Source organism: Chitinolyticbacter meiyuanensis (assembly GCF_008033135.1).
Taxonomy (GTDB): domain Bacteria; phylum Pseudomonadota; class Gammaproteobacteria; order Burkholderiales; family Chitinibacteraceae; genus Chitinolyticbacter; species Chitinolyticbacter meiyuanensis.
Genome location: NZ_CP041335.1, coordinates 2,893,618 through 2,910,491, shown reverse-complemented (window position 1 = coordinate 2,910,491; position 16,874 = coordinate 2,893,618). Strand labels below are relative to the sequence as shown.

At 65.1% G+C, this 16,874-nt stretch carries 20 protein-coding genes; 9 read left to right on the top strand and 11 right to left on the bottom strand.

Annotation, left to right across the window (positions count from 1 at the left end):
• Window positions 1–200: 200 nt before the first annotated feature.
• Genes FLM21_RS13835 through FLM21_RS13810 form a run of 6 tightly spaced genes read left to right on the top strand, consistent with a single transcriptional unit; the run spans window position 201 to window position 5,325 of the window.
• The gene (locus tag FLM21_RS13835; protein ID WP_148716129.1) at window positions 201–1,169 is read left to right on the top strand and encodes a D-2-hydroxyacid dehydrogenase; all 969 of its coding nucleotides are present in this window, start codon (window positions 201–203) and stop codon (window positions 1,167–1,169) included.
• A 12-nt stretch (window positions 1,170–1,181) separates the two neighbouring features.
• Window positions 1,182–2,108, top strand: a complete 927-nt coding sequence (locus FLM21_RS13830; protein WP_148716128.1) for a TauD/TfdA dioxygenase family protein — start codon at window positions 1,182–1,184, stop codon at window positions 2,106–2,108.
• Between the two features lie 7 nt (window positions 2,109–2,115).
• Window positions 2,116–2,553, top strand: coding sequence for an OsmC family protein (locus FLM21_RS13825; protein WP_148716127.1), 438 nt, complete (start codon window positions 2,116–2,118; stop codon window positions 2,551–2,553).
• A gap of 8 nt (window positions 2,554–2,561) precedes the next feature.
• Window positions 2,562–3,128, top strand: a complete 567-nt coding sequence (locus tag FLM21_RS13820) for an NADPH-dependent FMN reductase (protein WP_148716126.1) — start codon at window positions 2,562–2,564, stop codon at window positions 3,126–3,128.
• A complete protein-coding gene (mdtD, locus tag FLM21_RS13815) occupies window positions 3,128–4,540 on the top strand; it encodes a multidrug transporter subunit MdtD (protein ID WP_148716125.1) in 1,413 nt (470 codons plus the stop codon). The genes FLM21_RS13820 and mdtD overlap by 1 nt, the downstream gene beginning before the upstream one ends.
• Complete coding sequence (locus FLM21_RS13810) at window positions 4,537–5,325, top strand: dienelactone hydrolase family protein (protein WP_148716124.1); 789 nt, start codon at window positions 4,537–4,539, stop codon at window positions 5,323–5,325. The genes mdtD and FLM21_RS13810 overlap by 4 nt, the downstream gene beginning before the upstream one ends.
• 52 nt (window positions 5,326–5,377) lie before the next feature.
• Here FLM21_RS13810 and FLM21_RS13805 read toward each other — a convergent pair whose 3' ends face one another.
• From FLM21_RS13805 to FLM21_RS13785, 5 genes are all read right to left on the bottom strand, one after another.
• On the bottom strand, window positions 5,378–5,911 hold the full coding sequence (locus tag FLM21_RS13805; RefSeq protein ID WP_148716123.1) for a GNAT family N-acetyltransferase: 534 nt from the start codon (window positions 5,909–5,911) through the stop codon (window positions 5,378–5,380).
• A 71-nt stretch (window positions 5,912–5,982) separates the two neighbouring features.
• Complete coding sequence (locus tag FLM21_RS13800; RefSeq protein WP_148716122.1) at window positions 5,983–6,669, bottom strand: hypothetical protein; 687 nt, start codon at window positions 6,667–6,669, stop codon at window positions 5,983–5,985.
• A gap of 61 nt (window positions 6,670–6,730) precedes the next feature.
• Window positions 6,731–7,384 carry a glutathione S-transferase family protein gene (locus FLM21_RS13795; RefSeq protein ID WP_148716121.1) on the bottom strand — a complete coding sequence of 218 codons (654 nt, stop codon included), beginning with the start codon at window positions 7,382–7,384 and terminating at the stop codon, window positions 6,731–6,733.
• Between the two features lie 96 nt (window positions 7,385–7,480).
• Window positions 7,481–8,155 (bottom strand): hypothetical protein, encoded by a 675-nt coding sequence (locus tag FLM21_RS13790; protein ID WP_148716120.1) that lies wholly within the window; start codon window positions 8,153–8,155, stop codon window positions 7,481–7,483.
• Between the two features lie 233 nt (window positions 8,156–8,388).
• Window positions 8,389–8,739, bottom strand: a complete 351-nt coding sequence (locus tag FLM21_RS13785; protein WP_148716119.1) for a winged helix-turn-helix transcriptional regulator — start codon at window positions 8,737–8,739, stop codon at window positions 8,389–8,391.
• Between the two features lie 161 nt (window positions 8,740–8,900).
• Between FLM21_RS13785 and FLM21_RS13780 the strand changes: the two genes are divergently transcribed.
• Complete coding sequence (locus FLM21_RS13780; RefSeq protein ID WP_148716118.1) at window positions 8,901–9,137, top strand: thioredoxin family protein; 237 nt, start codon at window positions 8,901–8,903, stop codon at window positions 9,135–9,137.
• Between the two features lie 47 nt (window positions 9,138–9,184).
• On the opposite strand, the gene curA is transcribed toward FLM21_RS13780, so the two are convergent.
• A complete protein-coding gene (gene curA, locus FLM21_RS13775; protein ID WP_148716117.1) occupies window positions 9,185–10,207 on the bottom strand; it encodes an NADPH-dependent curcumin/dihydrocurcumin reductase in 1,023 nt (340 codons plus the stop codon).
• Between the two features lie 41 nt (window positions 10,208–10,248).
• Window positions 10,249–11,469, bottom strand: coding sequence for an MFS transporter (locus FLM21_RS13770; RefSeq protein ID WP_148716116.1), 1,221 nt, complete (start codon window positions 11,467–11,469; stop codon window positions 10,249–10,251).
• Between the two features lie 79 nt (window positions 11,470–11,548).
• On the opposite strand from FLM21_RS13770, the gene FLM21_RS13765 reads away from it, so the two are divergent.
• Entirely contained in the window at window positions 11,549–12,559 is a 1,011-nt protein-coding gene (locus tag FLM21_RS13765; RefSeq protein WP_148716115.1) for an AraC family transcriptional regulator, read from the top strand.
• A gap of 28 nt (window positions 12,560–12,587) precedes the next feature.
• Here FLM21_RS13765 and FLM21_RS13760 read toward each other — a convergent pair whose 3' ends face one another.
• Window positions 12,588–13,118, bottom strand: coding sequence for a hypothetical protein (locus FLM21_RS13760; protein WP_148716114.1), 531 nt, complete (start codon window positions 13,116–13,118; stop codon window positions 12,588–12,590).
• A gap of 347 nt (window positions 13,119–13,465) precedes the next feature.
• On the opposite strand from FLM21_RS13760, the gene FLM21_RS13755 reads away from it, so the two are divergent.
• Window positions 13,466–14,176 carry a hypothetical protein gene (locus FLM21_RS13755; RefSeq protein WP_222846701.1) on the top strand — a complete coding sequence of 237 codons (711 nt, stop codon included), beginning with the start codon at window positions 13,466–13,468 and terminating at the stop codon, window positions 14,174–14,176.
• Window positions 14,177–14,212: 36 nt separating this feature from the next.
• Here the strand turns inward: FLM21_RS13755 and FLM21_RS13750 are convergent, their stop codons facing one another.
• The 3 genes from FLM21_RS13750 to FLM21_RS13740 are packed head-to-tail and all read right to left on the bottom strand — an operon-like array spanning window position 14,213 to window position 16,851.
• On the bottom strand, window positions 14,213–14,851 hold the full coding sequence (locus FLM21_RS13750; RefSeq protein ID WP_148716112.1) for an FMN-binding negative transcriptional regulator: 639 nt from the start codon (window positions 14,849–14,851) through the stop codon (window positions 14,213–14,215).
• Between the two features lie 59 nt (window positions 14,852–14,910).
• Window positions 14,911–15,657, bottom strand: coding sequence for a sulfite exporter TauE/SafE family protein (locus FLM21_RS13745; RefSeq protein ID WP_148716111.1), 747 nt, complete (start codon window positions 15,655–15,657; stop codon window positions 14,911–14,913).
• A gap of 39 nt (window positions 15,658–15,696) precedes the next feature.
• A complete protein-coding gene (locus FLM21_RS13740; RefSeq protein ID WP_148716110.1) occupies window positions 15,697–16,851 on the bottom strand; it encodes a methionine aminotransferase in 1,155 nt (384 codons plus the stop codon).
• Between the last annotated feature and the right edge of the window lie 23 nt (window positions 16,852–16,874).

Sequence of the window (16,874 nt, the reverse complement as noted above, 5' to 3'; positions counted from 1 at the left end):
GGGGCGAGGGCCGTGGGTTACCCGGCGCGCTGCGGGCGCGCCGGCGCTGCTGGCTTTGCAGCAGTGCATTGCGCGGCATGCTGCAAAGTCGTCACGACCGGCATCGACCTCCAGCACCAGGGGCGCGGTGGCGCGTGGCTTCCAGGCGATGGCACGCTTTCTGCTGAATCGGCTGCCATTGCAGCTGACGAAGGTGTGCCATGACCCTGGCCTCTCCGTTGCGCAAGCTGGTGGTCGGCCGGCCCCTGCCCGAACACGCCCAGGCGTGGATCGCGGCGCAGGCGCCCGGTATCGAGATTGCCGAGCTGCGCGACGACTATTCGATCCTCGCCGATGCCGACGTGCTCTGGCCCGGCCTGGAAACCCCTGATGGCGATCGCCTGCTGGCATTGGCACCGCGCTTGCGCTGGCTGCAGGCCTTCGGCGCCGGCGTCGATCGCTGGCTGACGCCGTCCTTCATCGATAGCGACATCGTGCTCACCAACGCCAGTGGCATCCACGGCATCCAGATTGCCGAGCACACACTATCACTGTTGCTGGCATTCGCCCGCGGCCTGCCCACGCTGATCCGCGGCCAGAATGAGGTGCTGCACCACCCGCCGCTACGGCAGTTCGAGCTGGCGGGGCAGACCCTGCTGATCGTCGGTTTTGGCCGGATCGCCGAGGCGCTAGCGCCGCGCGCCGCCGCATTGGGGTTGAAGGTGATCGGTGCACGCCGCCGCATCGGTGGACCGCTGCCTGAGGGCCTGGATCGACTGGTGGTGCTCGACGCGTTGCCGGATGCGCTGGCCGCGGCCGATCACGTGGTGTCCATCCTCCCGCTGACGCCGCAGACCCAGGGTTTCTTCGATGCCACGCGCTTCGCGCAAATCAAGCACGGCGCGCATTTCTACAACGTGGGGCGGGGCGCATCGGTCGATCACGCTGCGCTCGCCGGCGCGCTTGCCAGTGGCAAATTGGCCGGAGCCGGGCTCGATGTGACCGAGCCCGAGCCGCTGCCCGCCGATCACCCGCTACGGCGGCTGCCCAATGTGCTGCTGACGGCGCATACCGCCGGTGCCAGCCCGCACTACCAGGAACGCGCGCTCGCCATCGCGCTGGAAAACCTCTCCCGCTTTCAATCCGGCCGGCCGCTGGTCAACGTCGTTGACAAGCGCACCGGCTACTAACGAGGAATTGCCATGAGTCATCCGCTGACCACCCAACTCTCGCTGGCCTTGCAACGAGCACACCGCCAGACCCAGCTGCCGCAAACCCTGTCCGAGGTGACGATCCGTCCGCTCGATGCCGCGCTCGGTGCCGAGATCACCGGGCTCGATGCCAACCGGCCGCTATCGCCCGCGCTGGTGCGTGCGCTGAAAAAGGCGCTGGACGATCACCACATCCTGGTGTTCAAGCAGCAGCAGCTGTCGGACGAGGCCTTCCTCGCCTTCACCACCTATTTCGGCTCGGTGTTCCGCCCACCGGAAGATGTGCCGGTGCTGGCCTCCGCCGCCAACGACGGTGTTCCGCCGGATGTGGTGCCTGTCGCCAATGTGGAAGGCGGCTACACCGGCAACGGCGAGCTGCACCCGCATATCGACCACCAATGGACGCCGCTGCCGTCCGCCGGCTCGCTGCTGTATGCGCTGGAAGTGCCGAGCGTGGGCGGGGATACCAGCTGGTACAACCTCAATGCCGCCTACGAGGCGCTCGATGCCGATACCAAGGCGAAGATCGACGGTCTGCAGCTGATCACCTACAACCCCTTCCTGCGGCAGAAGGGTCAGGTCCGGCCGCAATACCGCACCCCCGACATCGAGCCGCTGGGCCCCGGCTTCCCGCACCCCTTGGTGCGCACGCATCCCAGCTCGGGCAAGCCGCTGCTGTTCCTGTCTGCCCGCTCCGAGGTCGAGGTCGTCGGCGTGGCCGCGGAAGAGGGCGCCGCATTGATCGCCAGGCTGCGCGAGCACGTGACGCAGGAGCGCTTCCGCTACGAGCACAAGTGGCAGGTTGGCGACATCGTGTACTGGGACAACCAGGCCACGCTGCATTCGCGCGCCGCGTTTGCCGAAACCGAGCGCCGCGTGCTCAAGCGCGTCAGCCTTGCTGGCAGCCGGCCGTTCTGAGGCGGCGATGGCAGATACCCACCAGATCGGCGTGACCGTGCGCGCGGCGGACAACGGCTACCTGCGCATAGAGGCGCGTGACGCCGTTACCCACATGGGCCGCGCAGCCGATGGCAGCGATGCCAACGACGCCTTTCGCGCCGGTGAATTGCTGCTGGGCGCGCTGGCGGCATGTACCGCTGGCACCGTGCGCGGCTACGCGCACAACCATGGCATTGCGCTCGCCGACGTGCGCATCGAAGCCACCGGCATCGAAGTGGCCGCGCCATCGCGCGTCGCCGAAATCCGCCTCGATATCGTGCTCGAAGGCGAGCTCGACGACGGTCAGCGGCAACGGCTGCTGGCCGCCGCCCGCGCCTGCAAGCTGCACCGCACCTTGACCCAGGGCCCGCAGATCACGCTGGGCCTTGTTCCTTCCATCGCGGCAGAAGCCGCACCCGCATAGAACCGACCATGACCTTGCTCGTTTTTTCCGGCTCCATCCGTCGTGATTCCTTTCACATCAAGCTGGCCCGTGCCGCCGCCGACGAACTGCAACGCCAAGGCGCGGCCTACACCTGGCTCAACCTGGCCGACTACCCGCTGCCGATTTACGACGGCGATCTGGAGGCACAGGGCCTGCCGGAAAATGCCCGCGCCTTGCGCAAGCTGTTTGCCGCGCACAGCGGCTTCGTCATCGCCAACCCCGAGTACAACGGCTCGATCACGCCGCTGCTCAAGAACGTGCTCGATTGGGTGTCACGCAAGGACGACAGCGTCAAGGCGATCGAGCCCTACGCCAATAAGACGGCGCTGCTGCTCTCCACTTCGCCCGGCAGCCTCGCCGGGCAGCGCGCCTTGCGCCATACCCGCGAAATCCTCACGTCGCTCAACGCCATCGTGCTGCCGCAACACGTGGCAGTGCCGGTGGCGCAGCAGGCGTTCTCGCCCGAGGGCGAGTTGATCGACGACAAGCAGCGCACCGCCCTGCATGTGCAGGTGGCTGCGCTGATCACGCTGACGCGCAAGCTGGCGGCCTGATGCCCGCCACGCCGGCCGCACCCAGCCCGTCCGCACGCGTGCTGCTGTGGGTGGTCGCCATCGCCTTCTTCATGCAGGCGCTGGACATGACCATCCTCAACACCGCCTTGCCGGCCATGGCGCAGAGCCTGGGCGAAAGCCCGCTGCGCATGCATTCTGTGCTGATCGCCTACATGCTGACCGTGGCCATATTGATCCCGGCCTCGGGCTGGATCGCCGATCGCTGGGGCACGCGCCGGGTATTTGCCTGGGCCATCGCGTTGTTCACGCTGGGCTCGCTCGCCTGCGCGCAGGCGCAAAGCCTGCCGGTGCTGGTGGCCGCGCGCGTGCTGCAAGGGTTGGGTGGTGCACTGATGATGCCGGTGGGCCGGCTGGCGGTGCTGCGCACCTATCCACGCGCGCAGCTGGTACAGGCGATGAGCTTCGTCACCATGCCCGGCCTCGTCGGCCCGTTGATCGGCCCGGCACTGGGCGGCTGGCTGGTGGAGGTAGCCACCTGGCATTGGATCTTCCTGATCAACCTGCCCATCGGCGTGATCGGCATCGTGGTGGCGCATCGGCTGATGCCGGATTTGCGTGGCCCGGCGGAGCGCTTCGACTGGGTGGGCTTCATCCTGTTTGCCAATGCCATGGTGCTGGTATCGCTGGCGTTGGAAGGGCTGGGCGAGCTGCATTTCAACCGCCTGCTGTGCGGCCTGCTATTCGGCTGCGGCGTCACCAGCCTGATCGCCTACGCGCTGCACGCGCGGCGCAGTGAGGCTCCGCTATTCAGCCCACGCCTGTTTCGCTCGCGCTGGTTCACCATCGGCGTGACCGGGGGCCTGTTGGCACGCTTCGGGGGCGGCGCCATGCCTTTTCTCACGCCGCTGCTGCTGCAAGTGGGCCTGGGCTACCCGGCCTCGCAAGCAGGGCTCACCATGATTCCACTGGCCGCCGCGGCGCTCACCGTGAAGCCGCTGGTGCACCCGCTGGTCGAGCGCTTTGGTTTTCGCCGGCTGCTGGCCGGCAACACGGTGCTGGTCGGTGCATTGATCGCCAGCTTTGGTTTCATCGATGCCGCCACGCCGCTGCCCGCGCTGCTGGTGCTGCTCACCGTGTTCGGCGCGGCCAATTCGCTGCAGTTCACGCTGATGAACACCATCACGCTGCAAGAGCTGCCAGACGAGCACGCCAGCGCCGGCAACAGTGCCCTCTCGGTGGTGATGCAGCTCTCGCGCAGCCTGGGGGTGGCAGTGGCCGGCCTGCTGCTGGGCGCCTTCGTCGGCAGCCAGGGCGATTTGCTGCCGGCCTTTCATACCACCTATTTCGTGCTCGGCGCCGCTACCGCGTGCTGCGCCGCCATTTTCAGCCTGCTTACCCCATACCGCGCGCCGCCACAGGGCGCGCTTCTGCCACAAGGAATGCAATCATGAGCCAGACCCCGCTCGCCCAGGCCGTACAACCGGCCAGCCCCACCCAGATCCACACCGACGCCACCGGTCTCGTCGAGGGCGACATCCGCATCGACGCACCGGCCGGCCCCTACAACGCCTACCGCGCCGCCCCGCAAGGCCTGGGACCGTATCCGGTGGTGCTGGTGATCCACGAAATCTTTGGTGTACACGAACATATCCGCGACGTGGCGCGGCGGTTTGCCAAGCTGGGTTACCTCGCCATCGCGCCCGAGCTGTTCGAGCGCCAGGGCGATGTGAAGCAGCTGGCCAATATCGAAGAGATCCGCCCCGTGGTGGCCAGCGTGCCGGACGAGCAGGTGCTGGCCGACCTCGATGCCGCGCTGGCCTGGGCTACGCAGCACGGCGGTGATATCGACCGCGTGGCGGTCACCGGCTTTTGCTGGGGTGGCCGCATCACCTGGCTGTATGCGGCGCACCAGCCCCGGCTTAAGGCTGCCGTAGCGTGGTATGGCCGGCTGGTTGGCGAATCGACGGCTAACCAGCCGCGCTTCCCCCTTGATGTAGCCGGCAAACTGCTGGCGCCGGTGCTGGGCCTTTATGGCGGCGCCGATACCGGTATTCCGCTCGATACGGTGGCGCAGCTGCAGCAGGCACTGGCCAAGGTGGGCAGCGTCTCTACGGTCCACGTCTACCCCGATACCCCCCACGCCTTTTATGCCGACTACCGACCGAGCTACCGCGCCGAAGCGGCCGCCGATGGCTGGCAGCGGCTGCAGGCGTGGTTCAAGCAGCACGGCGTTTGAACGGGGGAGGTGGCGCTAGCTTTGGCGCTGCACACCCGCACCCACACGGCGATCAGGGCAGGGCCAGCGCCGCCAATGCTGCGGCCGACGGCCAGCGGAATACGAAGGTGGGCACCACGGAGCCATCGGGCGCGTGCCACACCGAAGCCTGTTCGTTCTGTGCGCCGAGGCTCAGGTAAAAGCGCTGCGCCCGGCTATTGGCTTGGTTGACCAGCAGATACATCCCCAGGCCAGGGCTGGCCTGCTCGCAAAGCCGCGCCGCGCTGCACAGCAGGCCCTGCCCCAGCCCTTGGCCCTGGTGCGTAGCCGCTACGTGCAAGTTATCCAGATAGTGGCCCCAGGCCGGATGTTCAGCCACGTAACAGCAGGCGAACCCCGCCACGTGGCCGTCATTTTCTGCCACCAGCACCCGCTGATTGGCCTTCGGGTTGGCAAAACGCTGCTGCCACAGCGTTTGTCGCTCTGCCGGTGCAACCTCGCGCAGATAGTCCGCAGACAACACGCTGCCATAGGTGCTCGCCCAACTGACTGCATGCAGCGTGGCGATCTGTTCGGCGTGGGCGGAGGTGGCGGTGAGGATGTGCATGATGTGGACACGCTCGATTCATCAAAGGATAGGGCGGGCAGCGTGGAGGTGAGGCCGACGCAGTGCGGCCGTTAACGCTTGAGCGGGCCACTCCTGCAAGCTGGCATTTCGTGGCCCTGTAGCGGGGACGGGCAACGCAGCAGCATACGGGTGTCAAATGGGGCGGCATGCGGTTTGAAGTGGCGGCGTACAGGTGCCTTGGGTGCCACCAATTCAGGCGCATCAAACGCGTACACGATTTCACCCTTACGGAAATCGACCTGCGTGGATCGCTCACCATCCCGCGATATGTCGATGAGTGTTATTGAATCGATGGTCAATGCGTCCCCGGCGGCGCGTAGCTTGTGCGTAACGACGATACTGGAGCCCGCGCCACAGGCAAACTGGTAGTCCAGCTCCACGGTAACGATCTGCCCGTCTACCGATAAATCGGATACCCCTACCACCGAGCAAGGATCGCCTTCGATAGTCTTGCTGGGAATGGCCAGTTCCCAAACCCGTTGCTTCGAAGGTTTGCCGCTGCTTGCGGCTTCTATCACTATTTTCCTGGGGCGCGGATTTGGCTGCGTGTTGCTGTTGCCTACGGTCTCTTCGGTGTTCAGCGCCTGCGCCTGGTTTTCCAGCAGCTTGACCCGGAGGGGTGAGGACGTTTTGGTGGAGACTACTTGCAATTCCACCCATGGATTTGGAGTTGCAGCGGCTGGCAAGGACACCAGTAGCATCACGCTGGCGCAATGGAAGGCTTTGAGAGCATGCATAGGCTTCGTGAAGGCGTAGCGGTGTAGGGGCAACGTTGCAAGCAGATTGGAATGAATGCCTTCAGCCGGCGGATGGCTTGGGCGCATTGATCGCCAATTGCGCGGTGAAAGCACGCTGGTAGGCAGGCCTTGCTTCACCACGGGCAACATAGGCGGCGAGGTTGGCGAACTCGTCCAGCAGGCCGGATGATCTCAGCCTCAGCAGCACCGACACCATCAGCAGGTCTCCGGCGCTGAATGCGCCATCCAGCCAGCTGGCCTCGCCGAGCCGGGCAGCAAGCTGTCGCAGCCGATCGCGTACGCGATCCTGCACCAGCGGCAGGCGCTCCTGGCTCCAGGGTTTGTCCCTCTCCAGCAATGTGGCATTGGCGAGTTCAAGGATCGGCGGCTCCACGGTGCTGAGCGCGGCGAACATCCACATGATTGCCCGCGCGCGCGCTTCCGATTCAAAGGGCCACAATCCCGCATGGCGCTCGGCAATGTGAAACACGATCGCGCCGGTCTCGAACAGCGCGAAATCGCCTTCCTCGTACGTTGGAATCTGGCAAAAAGGATGCAGCGCCAGATGCGCTGCCTCCTTCATCGCTTGGAAAGACACAGGACGAACTGCGTAGGCTAGCCCCACTTCCTCCAGTGCCCAGCGCACCCGCGTATCGCGGGCCAAGCCTTTGCCACCGTCTGGCGAACGCTCGAAAGCAGTGATGATGATGGTCATCGTGAGGTTTCCTTGGGTGAAAAACCATCTGACATAAGCTGCATGCATAGAGAAGCGGGGCCTGCAGGAGCATATCCACTCAATGAGAGAGAGCCTCTAGTGTTCTTCCCACTGGACGGGAACATACCTGATTTCCTTTTCATTCCACGCGGCGACAACGCCAGAGACGAAGGTGCCTCGACTGTTCTTGGCGATACTGAGCGAGGAAACGTGGTACTGAAAGCCTGGCCCTGATTGCTGTTCCGCCAAGGCTCTTGCGCGGTGTGCAGCCTCACTGCCGAGCAGTACTGACATGAAGATGGCCACAACCACAACCAACCCAAGCCCTGCGGATGCGGGAATACACGCGTTTTGCAGTTTGCGGCCAGCCAATGTGTGGGCTGCCAGCACGGGCTTGCGCCCGAGTTCATGGATTAACCAAAACAGCAGGGCAAGCACGAACGCAGCGAGCGCCACAGTGACAGCGGAAGCGACGGGGTTTAGGCGCACCATCGCGAGCAAGAGGCCAACTGGCTGCATGAACGGCCAAGCGGCAATCAGAGCGAGCAGCGCAGCCAGCATGAAAATGGCGAACCACCGAACGATCGATGCCGCTCTCAGACTACCGCGCATGAGAAAGAAGCCCGCGAGTACCGCGAAGAGATTGAAGCTAGAAGCGTAAGAGACTCGATTGACAATGCAATAGACCATTACCGCAAGGTCGATGAGGCCTACGGCCAGCAGGAAGCCACCGGCGCGATGGAGGATTTGGGTATGGAGTTGATCGTTCATTGAGGCTGCTAAACGTAGGATGAAAATTGATGGCTAGAACCGCATAGCTACGGCGAAAACCCAAGCGCAAATTAGGCCGTTCTGTTGGCTGAAATTATTAGAGCGCTTTTGCTTGCGTGCTCGCAGGAAGGTCATGTCGATGCGATGTGTGGAGATTGCGCAATGGTTGCCGGAGCAGGTGGCGTAGTAGCCGGCAGCGTACCGCCGATAACACAGCGCGTCAGAGGAAAGGTCTAACCCGCGTCGTGCGATTGCGCTTTCCCGGTGCCGATACGGCTATCCAGCTGGCGAATCTGGCTGAGAATATCGATCAGTTGTCGGCCGTAATCGGTGAGTGCGTATTCGGTGCGTGGTGGCAGTTCGGCGTAGCTGGTCTTGCTGATGAGGCCATATTGCCCGAGCTTGCGCAGCCGTTCGGACAATACCTTGGTGGAGATGCCCTCAATCGCGCGTTCCAGCGCGCCAGGGCGGGTGATGCCGTCTGCCACCGCCAGCAGCACGGAAACTGACCATTTGCAGCCGACCACGTCTTCCAGCTGGCCATAGATTGATGCGCCGGTGCGCGAATTTTTTTTGTCGTTCATGTTCCGTGATTTACCCCGGAAAGTGCCCCGGGCACTGAAAAGTGCCTGCTGTTCGAGTGCTGGGGCCAGCCCTAGATTATCCCTGTGCCGCCATTGGCATTGCGGGCCTGCACCGCCCCGAAACCGAGGCGAACCGCCCCCTACACACAGGAGATTCCATCATGAAAACCCAGGCTATTTTCTACCACGCCGGCTGCCCGGTCTGCATTACTGCTGAACAGGGTTTGGCCCATGCGCTTGATCCGCAGCAATACACTCTGGAGGTGGTGCACCTTGGCGAGGACAAAGCCCGCGTGGCCGAGGCCGAAGCGGCCGGCGTGCGCTCGGTGCCGGCCTTGGTGCTGGGCGGGCAGGCCTTCCATATCAACTTTGGCGCCGATCTGGCGGCGTTGAAGTAAGGCCAACTGCGCCGGGAGCCGGACCGCTCCCGGCGCGTTGCCAAGTGTCAATCTTCGGCCACCCGCACCACCAGCTTGCCGAAGTTGCGGCCCTGCAGCAGGCCGATGAAGGCGGCAGGCGCAGCTTCCAGTCCGTCGACCACGTCCTCGCGCAGTTTCACTTCTCCCGTCTTCACCCAGGTGCCCATGTCACGCTGGAAAGCTTCGAAGCGCTCGGCGTAGTGATCGAAGATGATGAAGCCCTGCATGCGGATGCGCTTGGGTAGCAGCGTGGCGAGCAGTCGCGGCAGGCGATCCGGCCCGCTGGCGGTGCGCTCGTTGTAGTGCGAAATGAAGCCGCACAGCGGAATGCGCGCGCCCAGGTTCAACAGCGGCAGCACGGCATCGAGAACCTCGCCACCCACGCTTTCAAAATACACGTCGATGCCATCCGGGCAGGCGGCAGCCAGGCCCTCGGCCCAATTCGGGTCGTGCCTATCCAGGCAGGCATCGAAGCCCAACACCTCCACCGCATAGCGGCACTTGTCCGCACCGCCGGCGATGCCGACCGCGCGCGCGCCCTTCAATTTCGCCAACTGTCCGACCACGGCGCCGACCGCGCCGGTGGCCGCGGCCACCACCACCGTCTCACCCGGCTTGGGTTGACCGATATCCAACAGGCCCACATAGGCAGTGAAGCCCGGCATGCCGAGGCCACCCAGCGCCAGCGAGGGCTGTTCCAGTTCGCCCAGCAGAAACAGGCCCCCACCATCGGACAGCGCGTAGTCCTGCCAGCCGGCCTGCGCCAGCACCAGCTGCCCTTCCTTGAGGCGCGGATGGCGCGATGCGACCACCCGGCTGATCGTACCGCCGACCATGGGCGTGCCCAGCGGCACCGGTAGCGCGTAGCCGGGGCCGATTTCCTCCATCAGGTTGCGCATGTACGGGTCCAGCGAAAGGTACAGCGTGCGCAGCAGCACCTGGCCGTCGGCTGGGGTCGGCACAGGCTCGGTATCGAGGCGGAAATCGGTCGGCTTGGGCAGGCCGTGCGGGTGGGCGGCCAGCAGGATGCGGCGGTTGGTCGTGCTCATGCAGTGCTCCAGTCGAAGAATTGTTGTGGTGACAACGAGATTCAGGTGCGGGCCGGGCGCGGGCCGTAGCGCAGCGTCAGCAGCGTGCCCAGGGTCAGTGTGGCGACGGCGAAGGCCGGGCCGCCCAGCGCGCCGATGTGATCCACCAGCAGGCCGCCACCGATGGCACCGCTGGCGATGGCAATCTGGAACGCCGCCACCAGCAGGCCGCCGGCGCCCTCGGCCTGGTCTGGCGCAGCGCGCACGATCCAGGTCTGGAAACCCACCGGGAAGGCGCCGAAGGCAAAGCCCCACAGCACCACGGCCACGGCGGTGACGACCATCGAGCTGCCCGCCAACAGCAGGCTGGCAGCCAGCACGGCGATCAGGCCGCCGCCGACCACAATGGCCTGGCGCTCGCTACGCTCGGCGATCCAGCCGCCGGCGAAATTGCCGAAGAAGCCTCCGATACCGTAGCCCAGCAAAATGGCCGAAATGGTGCCGACCGACAGGTGGGTGACGTTCTCCATCAGCGGGCGGATATAGGTGAAACCGGCGAAGTGCCCGGAGATCACCAGCAGCACCGCCAACAGCGCGACGCGCACGCCGGGGCGGGTGAGCAGCTCGCCCAGCACGCGCAGGTTGGGGTTGTCGCGTGGTGGCAGCGCCGGCATCGTGAAGAGCTGCGCTAGCAAGGTAATCACGCTGACTGCGCCGGCGGCGACAAAGGCGCTGCGCCAGCCCCACAGCTCGCCCATCCAGGCGCCCACCGGCGCCGCGCACACGGTGGCCACCGACACCCCGGTGAGGATCAGCGACATGGCGCGGGCAAACTGGTGTTCCGGCACCAGCCGCATCGCCAGCGCGGCCGCCATCGACCAGAAGCCGCCCAGCGCCACGCCCAGCATCACGCGGGCGGCCAACAGCACGGGCAAGCTGGCGGCAAATACGGCCAACACGTTGGAGAACAGCAACAGCACGGTGAGCGCCACCATCACCCGCTTGCGGTCGAAATTGCGCGTGAGCAGCGGGATCGATGGCGCGGCGACGGCGCCGACCAGCGCGGTGGCGGTCACGGCTTGGCCGGCCGCGCCATCGCTGATGTTCAGATCGCTTGCCATGGCGGTGAGCAGACTGGCAGGCAGGAATTCGGCGGTTACAAGGCCGAACACGCCCAGCGCCAGCGAAACCACGGCGGGCCAGTGCGCGCTCGCGACAGAAGGCGGCGCAGCCGCGTGCGTGATGGGGTCAGGAGCCTGTTCGTTGCAAGTGGCGTAAGTCATTTTGCGAGCTGCCGTAGTGGTGGTGACAGCCTGCAGATTAGGGCTAAGATGTTGGTGTTTCCATGCCGGAAAATCCGAAATGCTTGATCATTTGTCCGAGGGTTTGCCCAAGGTGTCTTCCGAGCTATCCAGCGGGGTCGATACCCTCACCAAAGTCCTGCTCGGGCTGCGCCTGGATGGGGTCGAATACGGCCGTTGCGTATTGCGCGCCCCCTGGGCGGTGGCGTTTCCGGCACAACGCGAGGCGCGTTTTCACTTCGTGGCGCGCGGTGGAGGCTGGCTGTGCGCGCCGGGCATGGACTGGGTCCGGCTCAACCCCGGCGATGCAGTGCTGCTGCCGCGCGGCAGTGCCCATGTGATGGCCAGCTCGCCCGACGTACCCGCGGTCGCCATCGATACACTGCAGCGAGTACCGGTGGCGGACAACATTTATTTGATGCGCAGCAACGAGGCGGATGCAGCCCATGCCGGAGCCATCGAACCCGCCACCCCGGCCGATGTGATGTTCTGCGGGGTATTGCGCTTCAATCTCGATCCGTTGCACCCCTTGATGGCGATGATGCCGGATGTAATGCGCGCAGGTGAATTGGCTCAGCGCGATCCCACAGTGCCGGCCTTGCTGGAGGCGATGGAGCGCGAAGTGGCGCTCGATCGCATCGGTGCTTGCGGCGTGCTGGCCCGTTTGGCGGATGTACTCGCTGCCAGCATCATCCGCGCCTGGGTGGAATGCGGCTGCAGCGATGCCACCGGCTGGATCGCCGCAGTGCGCTGCCCGCGTATCGGCAAGGTGATTGCGGCCATCCACGCCGAGCCGGAGCGGGACTGGACGGTGCCGGCGCTGGCCCAGCTGATGGGGGCATCGCGTTCCAGTTTTGCCGAGGCCTTCACACGTACCATGGGCGAGAGCCCCGCCAAATACGTGGCCAAGGTGAAGATGTTCCAGGCCCGGCAGTGGATCGCGCGCGAAGGCATGCGCATTGCGGTGGCGGCAAACCGGCTGGGCTATGACTCGGAAGCGTCGTTCAGCCGCGCCTTCAAGCGCATCCTCGGCCACCCACCCAGTTCTGCACGATTGGTTCGGGCACGCTAGCCGCATTTGTCCAGCACGTTGCCGAAGCTCAGTGCCCAGCGTGCAATGCAGCGCCAGCAGCGAGCGCCCGGTTGGTGCTCCGGATCAGATGCCAGTGGCAAAGCCACAGCACGATGGCGAGCAGGCCGGCCACGGTGCCTAGCGCATTGGGCAGCAGCGACACGATTTGTGCAGCACACCAGCCAATGCCCGACACCATGCCGAACGATTTGAAGCCCGCCAGCGCCGGATTATGGCGCGCTTCTGCGCGCAGGGATTTCGCCACGTTCGCAACGATGAAGAAATCCTCGATGAAGTTGTACGGCAGCAGGAACATCAGCCATACGCTGTTGGGCGAGGCTGTGCGGGCAGCAGGGGAGATCCGCAGCAAGGCGCGCCGCAGATCGCGGGCGTAGCGGTACACCAGCCACAGGAAAGCCGCGACCGCCACGCCGCCGCCAATGGGGCCGAGCAGTTGTAATTCGGCCAGCATGCCGCCACCCGCCGCGGGGTTCAGCCACGGATAGACCAGGCCGATGGCAACGGGAATGCTCAGCAGGATCTTGATCAGGGTCAGCATGGATGCCGCGAGGCGTACAGGACATAGCCATGGCAGTGCCGCAACGGAATGGTTCCACGCCGCCGGCTGTCTCTGCCACTGAGTTCCCGCGAGGTTCTGCCAAAAAATTGCGCAGATGGTGTAGGCCGTGACAATGCAGCCAGTAGATATGACAACGGCACTGCTCATCAGGCAGCATCGCGACTCGGGATTGTTGAATCGACAGGAATAGAACCATGCATGTTGTGCTGCATATCCACGCGGTTGCCGAAGCGGTGGTGTCGTCGGGCGTCGTTGAGCTACCTATCGAGCAGGGGCCTGATCGTGAACCGCTGCGCGAAGCGCTCGGCCAGCAGGTGCTGGTCCGATTGATCGATGAACTGAGGGCGCGCACCCCGGATGATGCCGACGCGCGCTTGATTGAATTCAGTTTTGAGGTTGCGCTGCACGCCGATGATGGCGCCATCCAGCAGCAATGGTCGGAGCACGCCTTCTTCAATGAGGCCGCCCGCAACAATGCGCTGGTGCCGCAGTTGCTGGCTTATGTGGCGGCGTGTGCCGATGGCGCCCGGGGTGAGCGGATCTGGGCGGATTGCGAAACGCCGGCCGGTACGCACGCGATGAATGCGTTGTTGATGCTGGATCGCAAGTGGATACCCGCTTATATCGATTTCCTCACCAGTTGCGACCTCGATCATGAGGTGGATCAGGCGGGAGACCTTGATCTGGCCATTGAAACCTATGGCTGGCATACCGATACCTGCGCCTTGGCCGCTGCTCGTCTGGTGAGCTGCCATGGCCAATTTGGCGAAGAGCAATTCCAGGGTTGGCTTGAATCCCATCTTGGTGAGTATCTGGCCACGGGCGAAGGGAGCGCGGATTTTGCCAAGGCCATTCTCGCGGAATTCGAGCGTGATACCGAGCAGATGCGCCGTACCCTGGCACTGCCCCAGAATCAATGCCGGACCGAGCTCGATTTCTGGCTGTCTTTCGTGGCGCCGGCATTCGACACGGACACGTTCAAGGCGCTGCAGCGGCAAGTCCACGGCCGTTGGGAGCGCGCGCGGGATCCGGCTTAGCCCTGACCAGTAGCGCTGCTTGGGGGCGTTCCGGCGCTAGGGCTTGCGGTGCTGCGCTACCAGCGCCGCCATGGCCGTCGCCTGCGGCTCATCCTGGCCACGCAGGCCTTCGATCACGCCAAGCTGGTTGTCGCGCGGCTGATTCTGGCTGGCCTTCCACTTGCCCTGCAGCCGCGAGATCGAGATCTCGATGCCGACGATGGCGGGCAATAGCTTGTCGATGAAGCCCGCCGGTGCATCGGCCACCTGCCACGGCGTGGCAAACCCTGCTTCGTGCCGCGCCGTCAGCGCTTCCAGCTGTGCCCGCAGCCACGCCGCATCGTCGATCACGCGCAGTGTGCCGTAGGCGTGCACAGTCACGTAGTTCCAGGTTGGCACCACCTTGCCGCTCTCAGCCTTGCTCGGATACCAGGAGGGACTGATGTAGGCATCCGGCCCCTGGAAGATCACCAGTGCCTCCACCTGCGGATCGAAGCTGTGCCACAGCGGGTTCGCCCGCGCCACATGGCCGTGCAGCGTGCCCCACGGTCCGGCCGCCCGGTCGAGCTCCAGCGGGATGGGATTGGCGTCGAGGCCATTGGCGGTACAGACCACCAGGGTGCCGAGCGGCTGCGCGGTGATCAGCGCATGCATATCCTCGGTGCTGGGGGCGGCGAAGTGCGAGGGGGTGTACATCGAGGGTGAATCCAGGTGCAGGGGGATGGCATGAGCATGCCAGCCACGCCAGTTGGCGGCTAGGCTACCCGCGCCGCGATGGCCGCCAGCAGCATGGCAAGGCCGGAAAGGCTGAGCAGCGCCAACACGATCTGGCGGAAGCGCTGCTGGCTCAGGTGGCGGTACAGCCGCGCGCCCAACAGATGCGGCAGCAGCAAGGCCAGCGCGACGGCAGGCAGCAGCGAGGCGGTGTGGTTATCGATCACGCCGCTGGCGAGGTAGGCCGCCATGGTGATGCCAAGCGTCACCAGGTTGAAACGCTGGATGATGCTGCGCTGCTCATCCTTGTCGAGGCCGCGCAGCGTGCACCATAGCGTGGGGATCACCGCGGTGAGGCCGCCCAGCCCGCCCATGAAGCCACCAGCGGCGCCGGCCAGCCCATCGGCCACCCGGCCGCCACGCTGCAGCCGCGGCATGCGCCCGGCCAGCAGCATCACCGGGCACCACACGGTGAGGATCAGCCCGAGCAACAGCTTGAACAGGTTCGGGTCCAGCGCTGGCAGCAGCAGCACGCCCAGCGGGATGCCGATCACGCCGCCGAGCAGATACGGTGCGAGCGCGGACCAGGGCGCGCGACTACGCTCGGCCAAGGCGGCGATGCCCTGGCCGGTGAGCGAGCCGAACACCACCAGCACCGCGATCAGCCGCGGCTCCAGCCACCACACCCACAGTGACATCGACACCATGCCAAAGGCAAAGCCCGACAGGCCCTGCACGAAGCCCGCCGCGGCGGCACCGACCAGGATCAGCAACAGTTCATTGGGCATGGTCGGCTGTCGGAAATGAGGTGGAGGAAGGCAGACATTTCACCGCTGAGCCAAGGCCGCGAGGCGGGCGCCGGCCTGCGCCAGCGTCTCGTCCGTTTTGGCGAAGCAGAAGCGCACCAGGCGGCGTTGTGGCGGCTCGGCGTAGAAGGGCGAGAGTGGAATGGTGGCGACGCCGTGGGTTACCGTCAGCCAGTGGGCAAAAGCGAGATCGTTCAGATCCGGCCGGATGGCGCTGTAGTCGGCCAGCTGGAAGTAGCTGCCATGGCAGGGCAGCAAGGCGAAACCGGCGGCGATGAGGTGGCTGGCCAGCCGGTCGCGCTTGGCCTGATAGAAACCCGGCAACGCCTGCCAGTGTTGGGCATTGGCAAGATGGGCGGCGAGTGCGTGCTGCATGGGCGTGTTCACCGAGAACACCAGGAACTGGTGCAGCTTGCGCAGCTCCTCGGTCAGCGCTGGCGGCGCCACGCAGTAGCCTACTTTCCAGCCGGTGGCGTGGAAGGTCTTGCCGAATGAATACACGGCAAAGCTGCGGGCGCGCAGCGCCGGGTGTGCCAGGACGGAATGATGTGGCCGGTCATCGAACACCAGGTGTTCGTACACCTCGTCGGCCAGGATCATGAGATCGTGCCGCTCGGCGAGCCGGGAGAGTGCGTTTAGGTCGTCAACGGTGAGCACGCTGGTCGCGGGATTGTTCGGGTTGTTGACGATGATGAGCCGGGTGCGTGGCGTGATGGCGGCGGCAACCGCCTCCCAATCGACGGCGAAATCGGGCTGGCGCAACGGCACCCGCACGGCGCGCGCGCCCTGGGCGGTGATGGCGGGCACATAGCTGTCGTAACAGGGATCGAACACGATGGCTTCGTCGCTGGCATGCAGCACGGTGGCGATGGCGGTGTAGAGTGCCTGTGTTGCCCCGGCGGTGATGGTGATCTCGCGGTTGGGATCGACGACCAGGCCCTGGCATGCCAGCAGCTTGGCGGCGATGGCCTGGCGCAGCGCCGGCAGACCGGGCATCGCGGCGTACTGGTTGTGGCCGGCTGCCATGGCCTCGTTCGCACCGGCGAGCAGGGCGGGATCGACAGCGAAATCCGGGAAACCCTGCGACAGGTTGATCGCGCCATGCGCCTGCGCAAGCTGGCTCATTACGGTAAAGATGGTGGTGCCGACATCGGGCAGCTTGGAGCGCAGGGGCATGAGGCTGTTTGAGGAAGGATGAA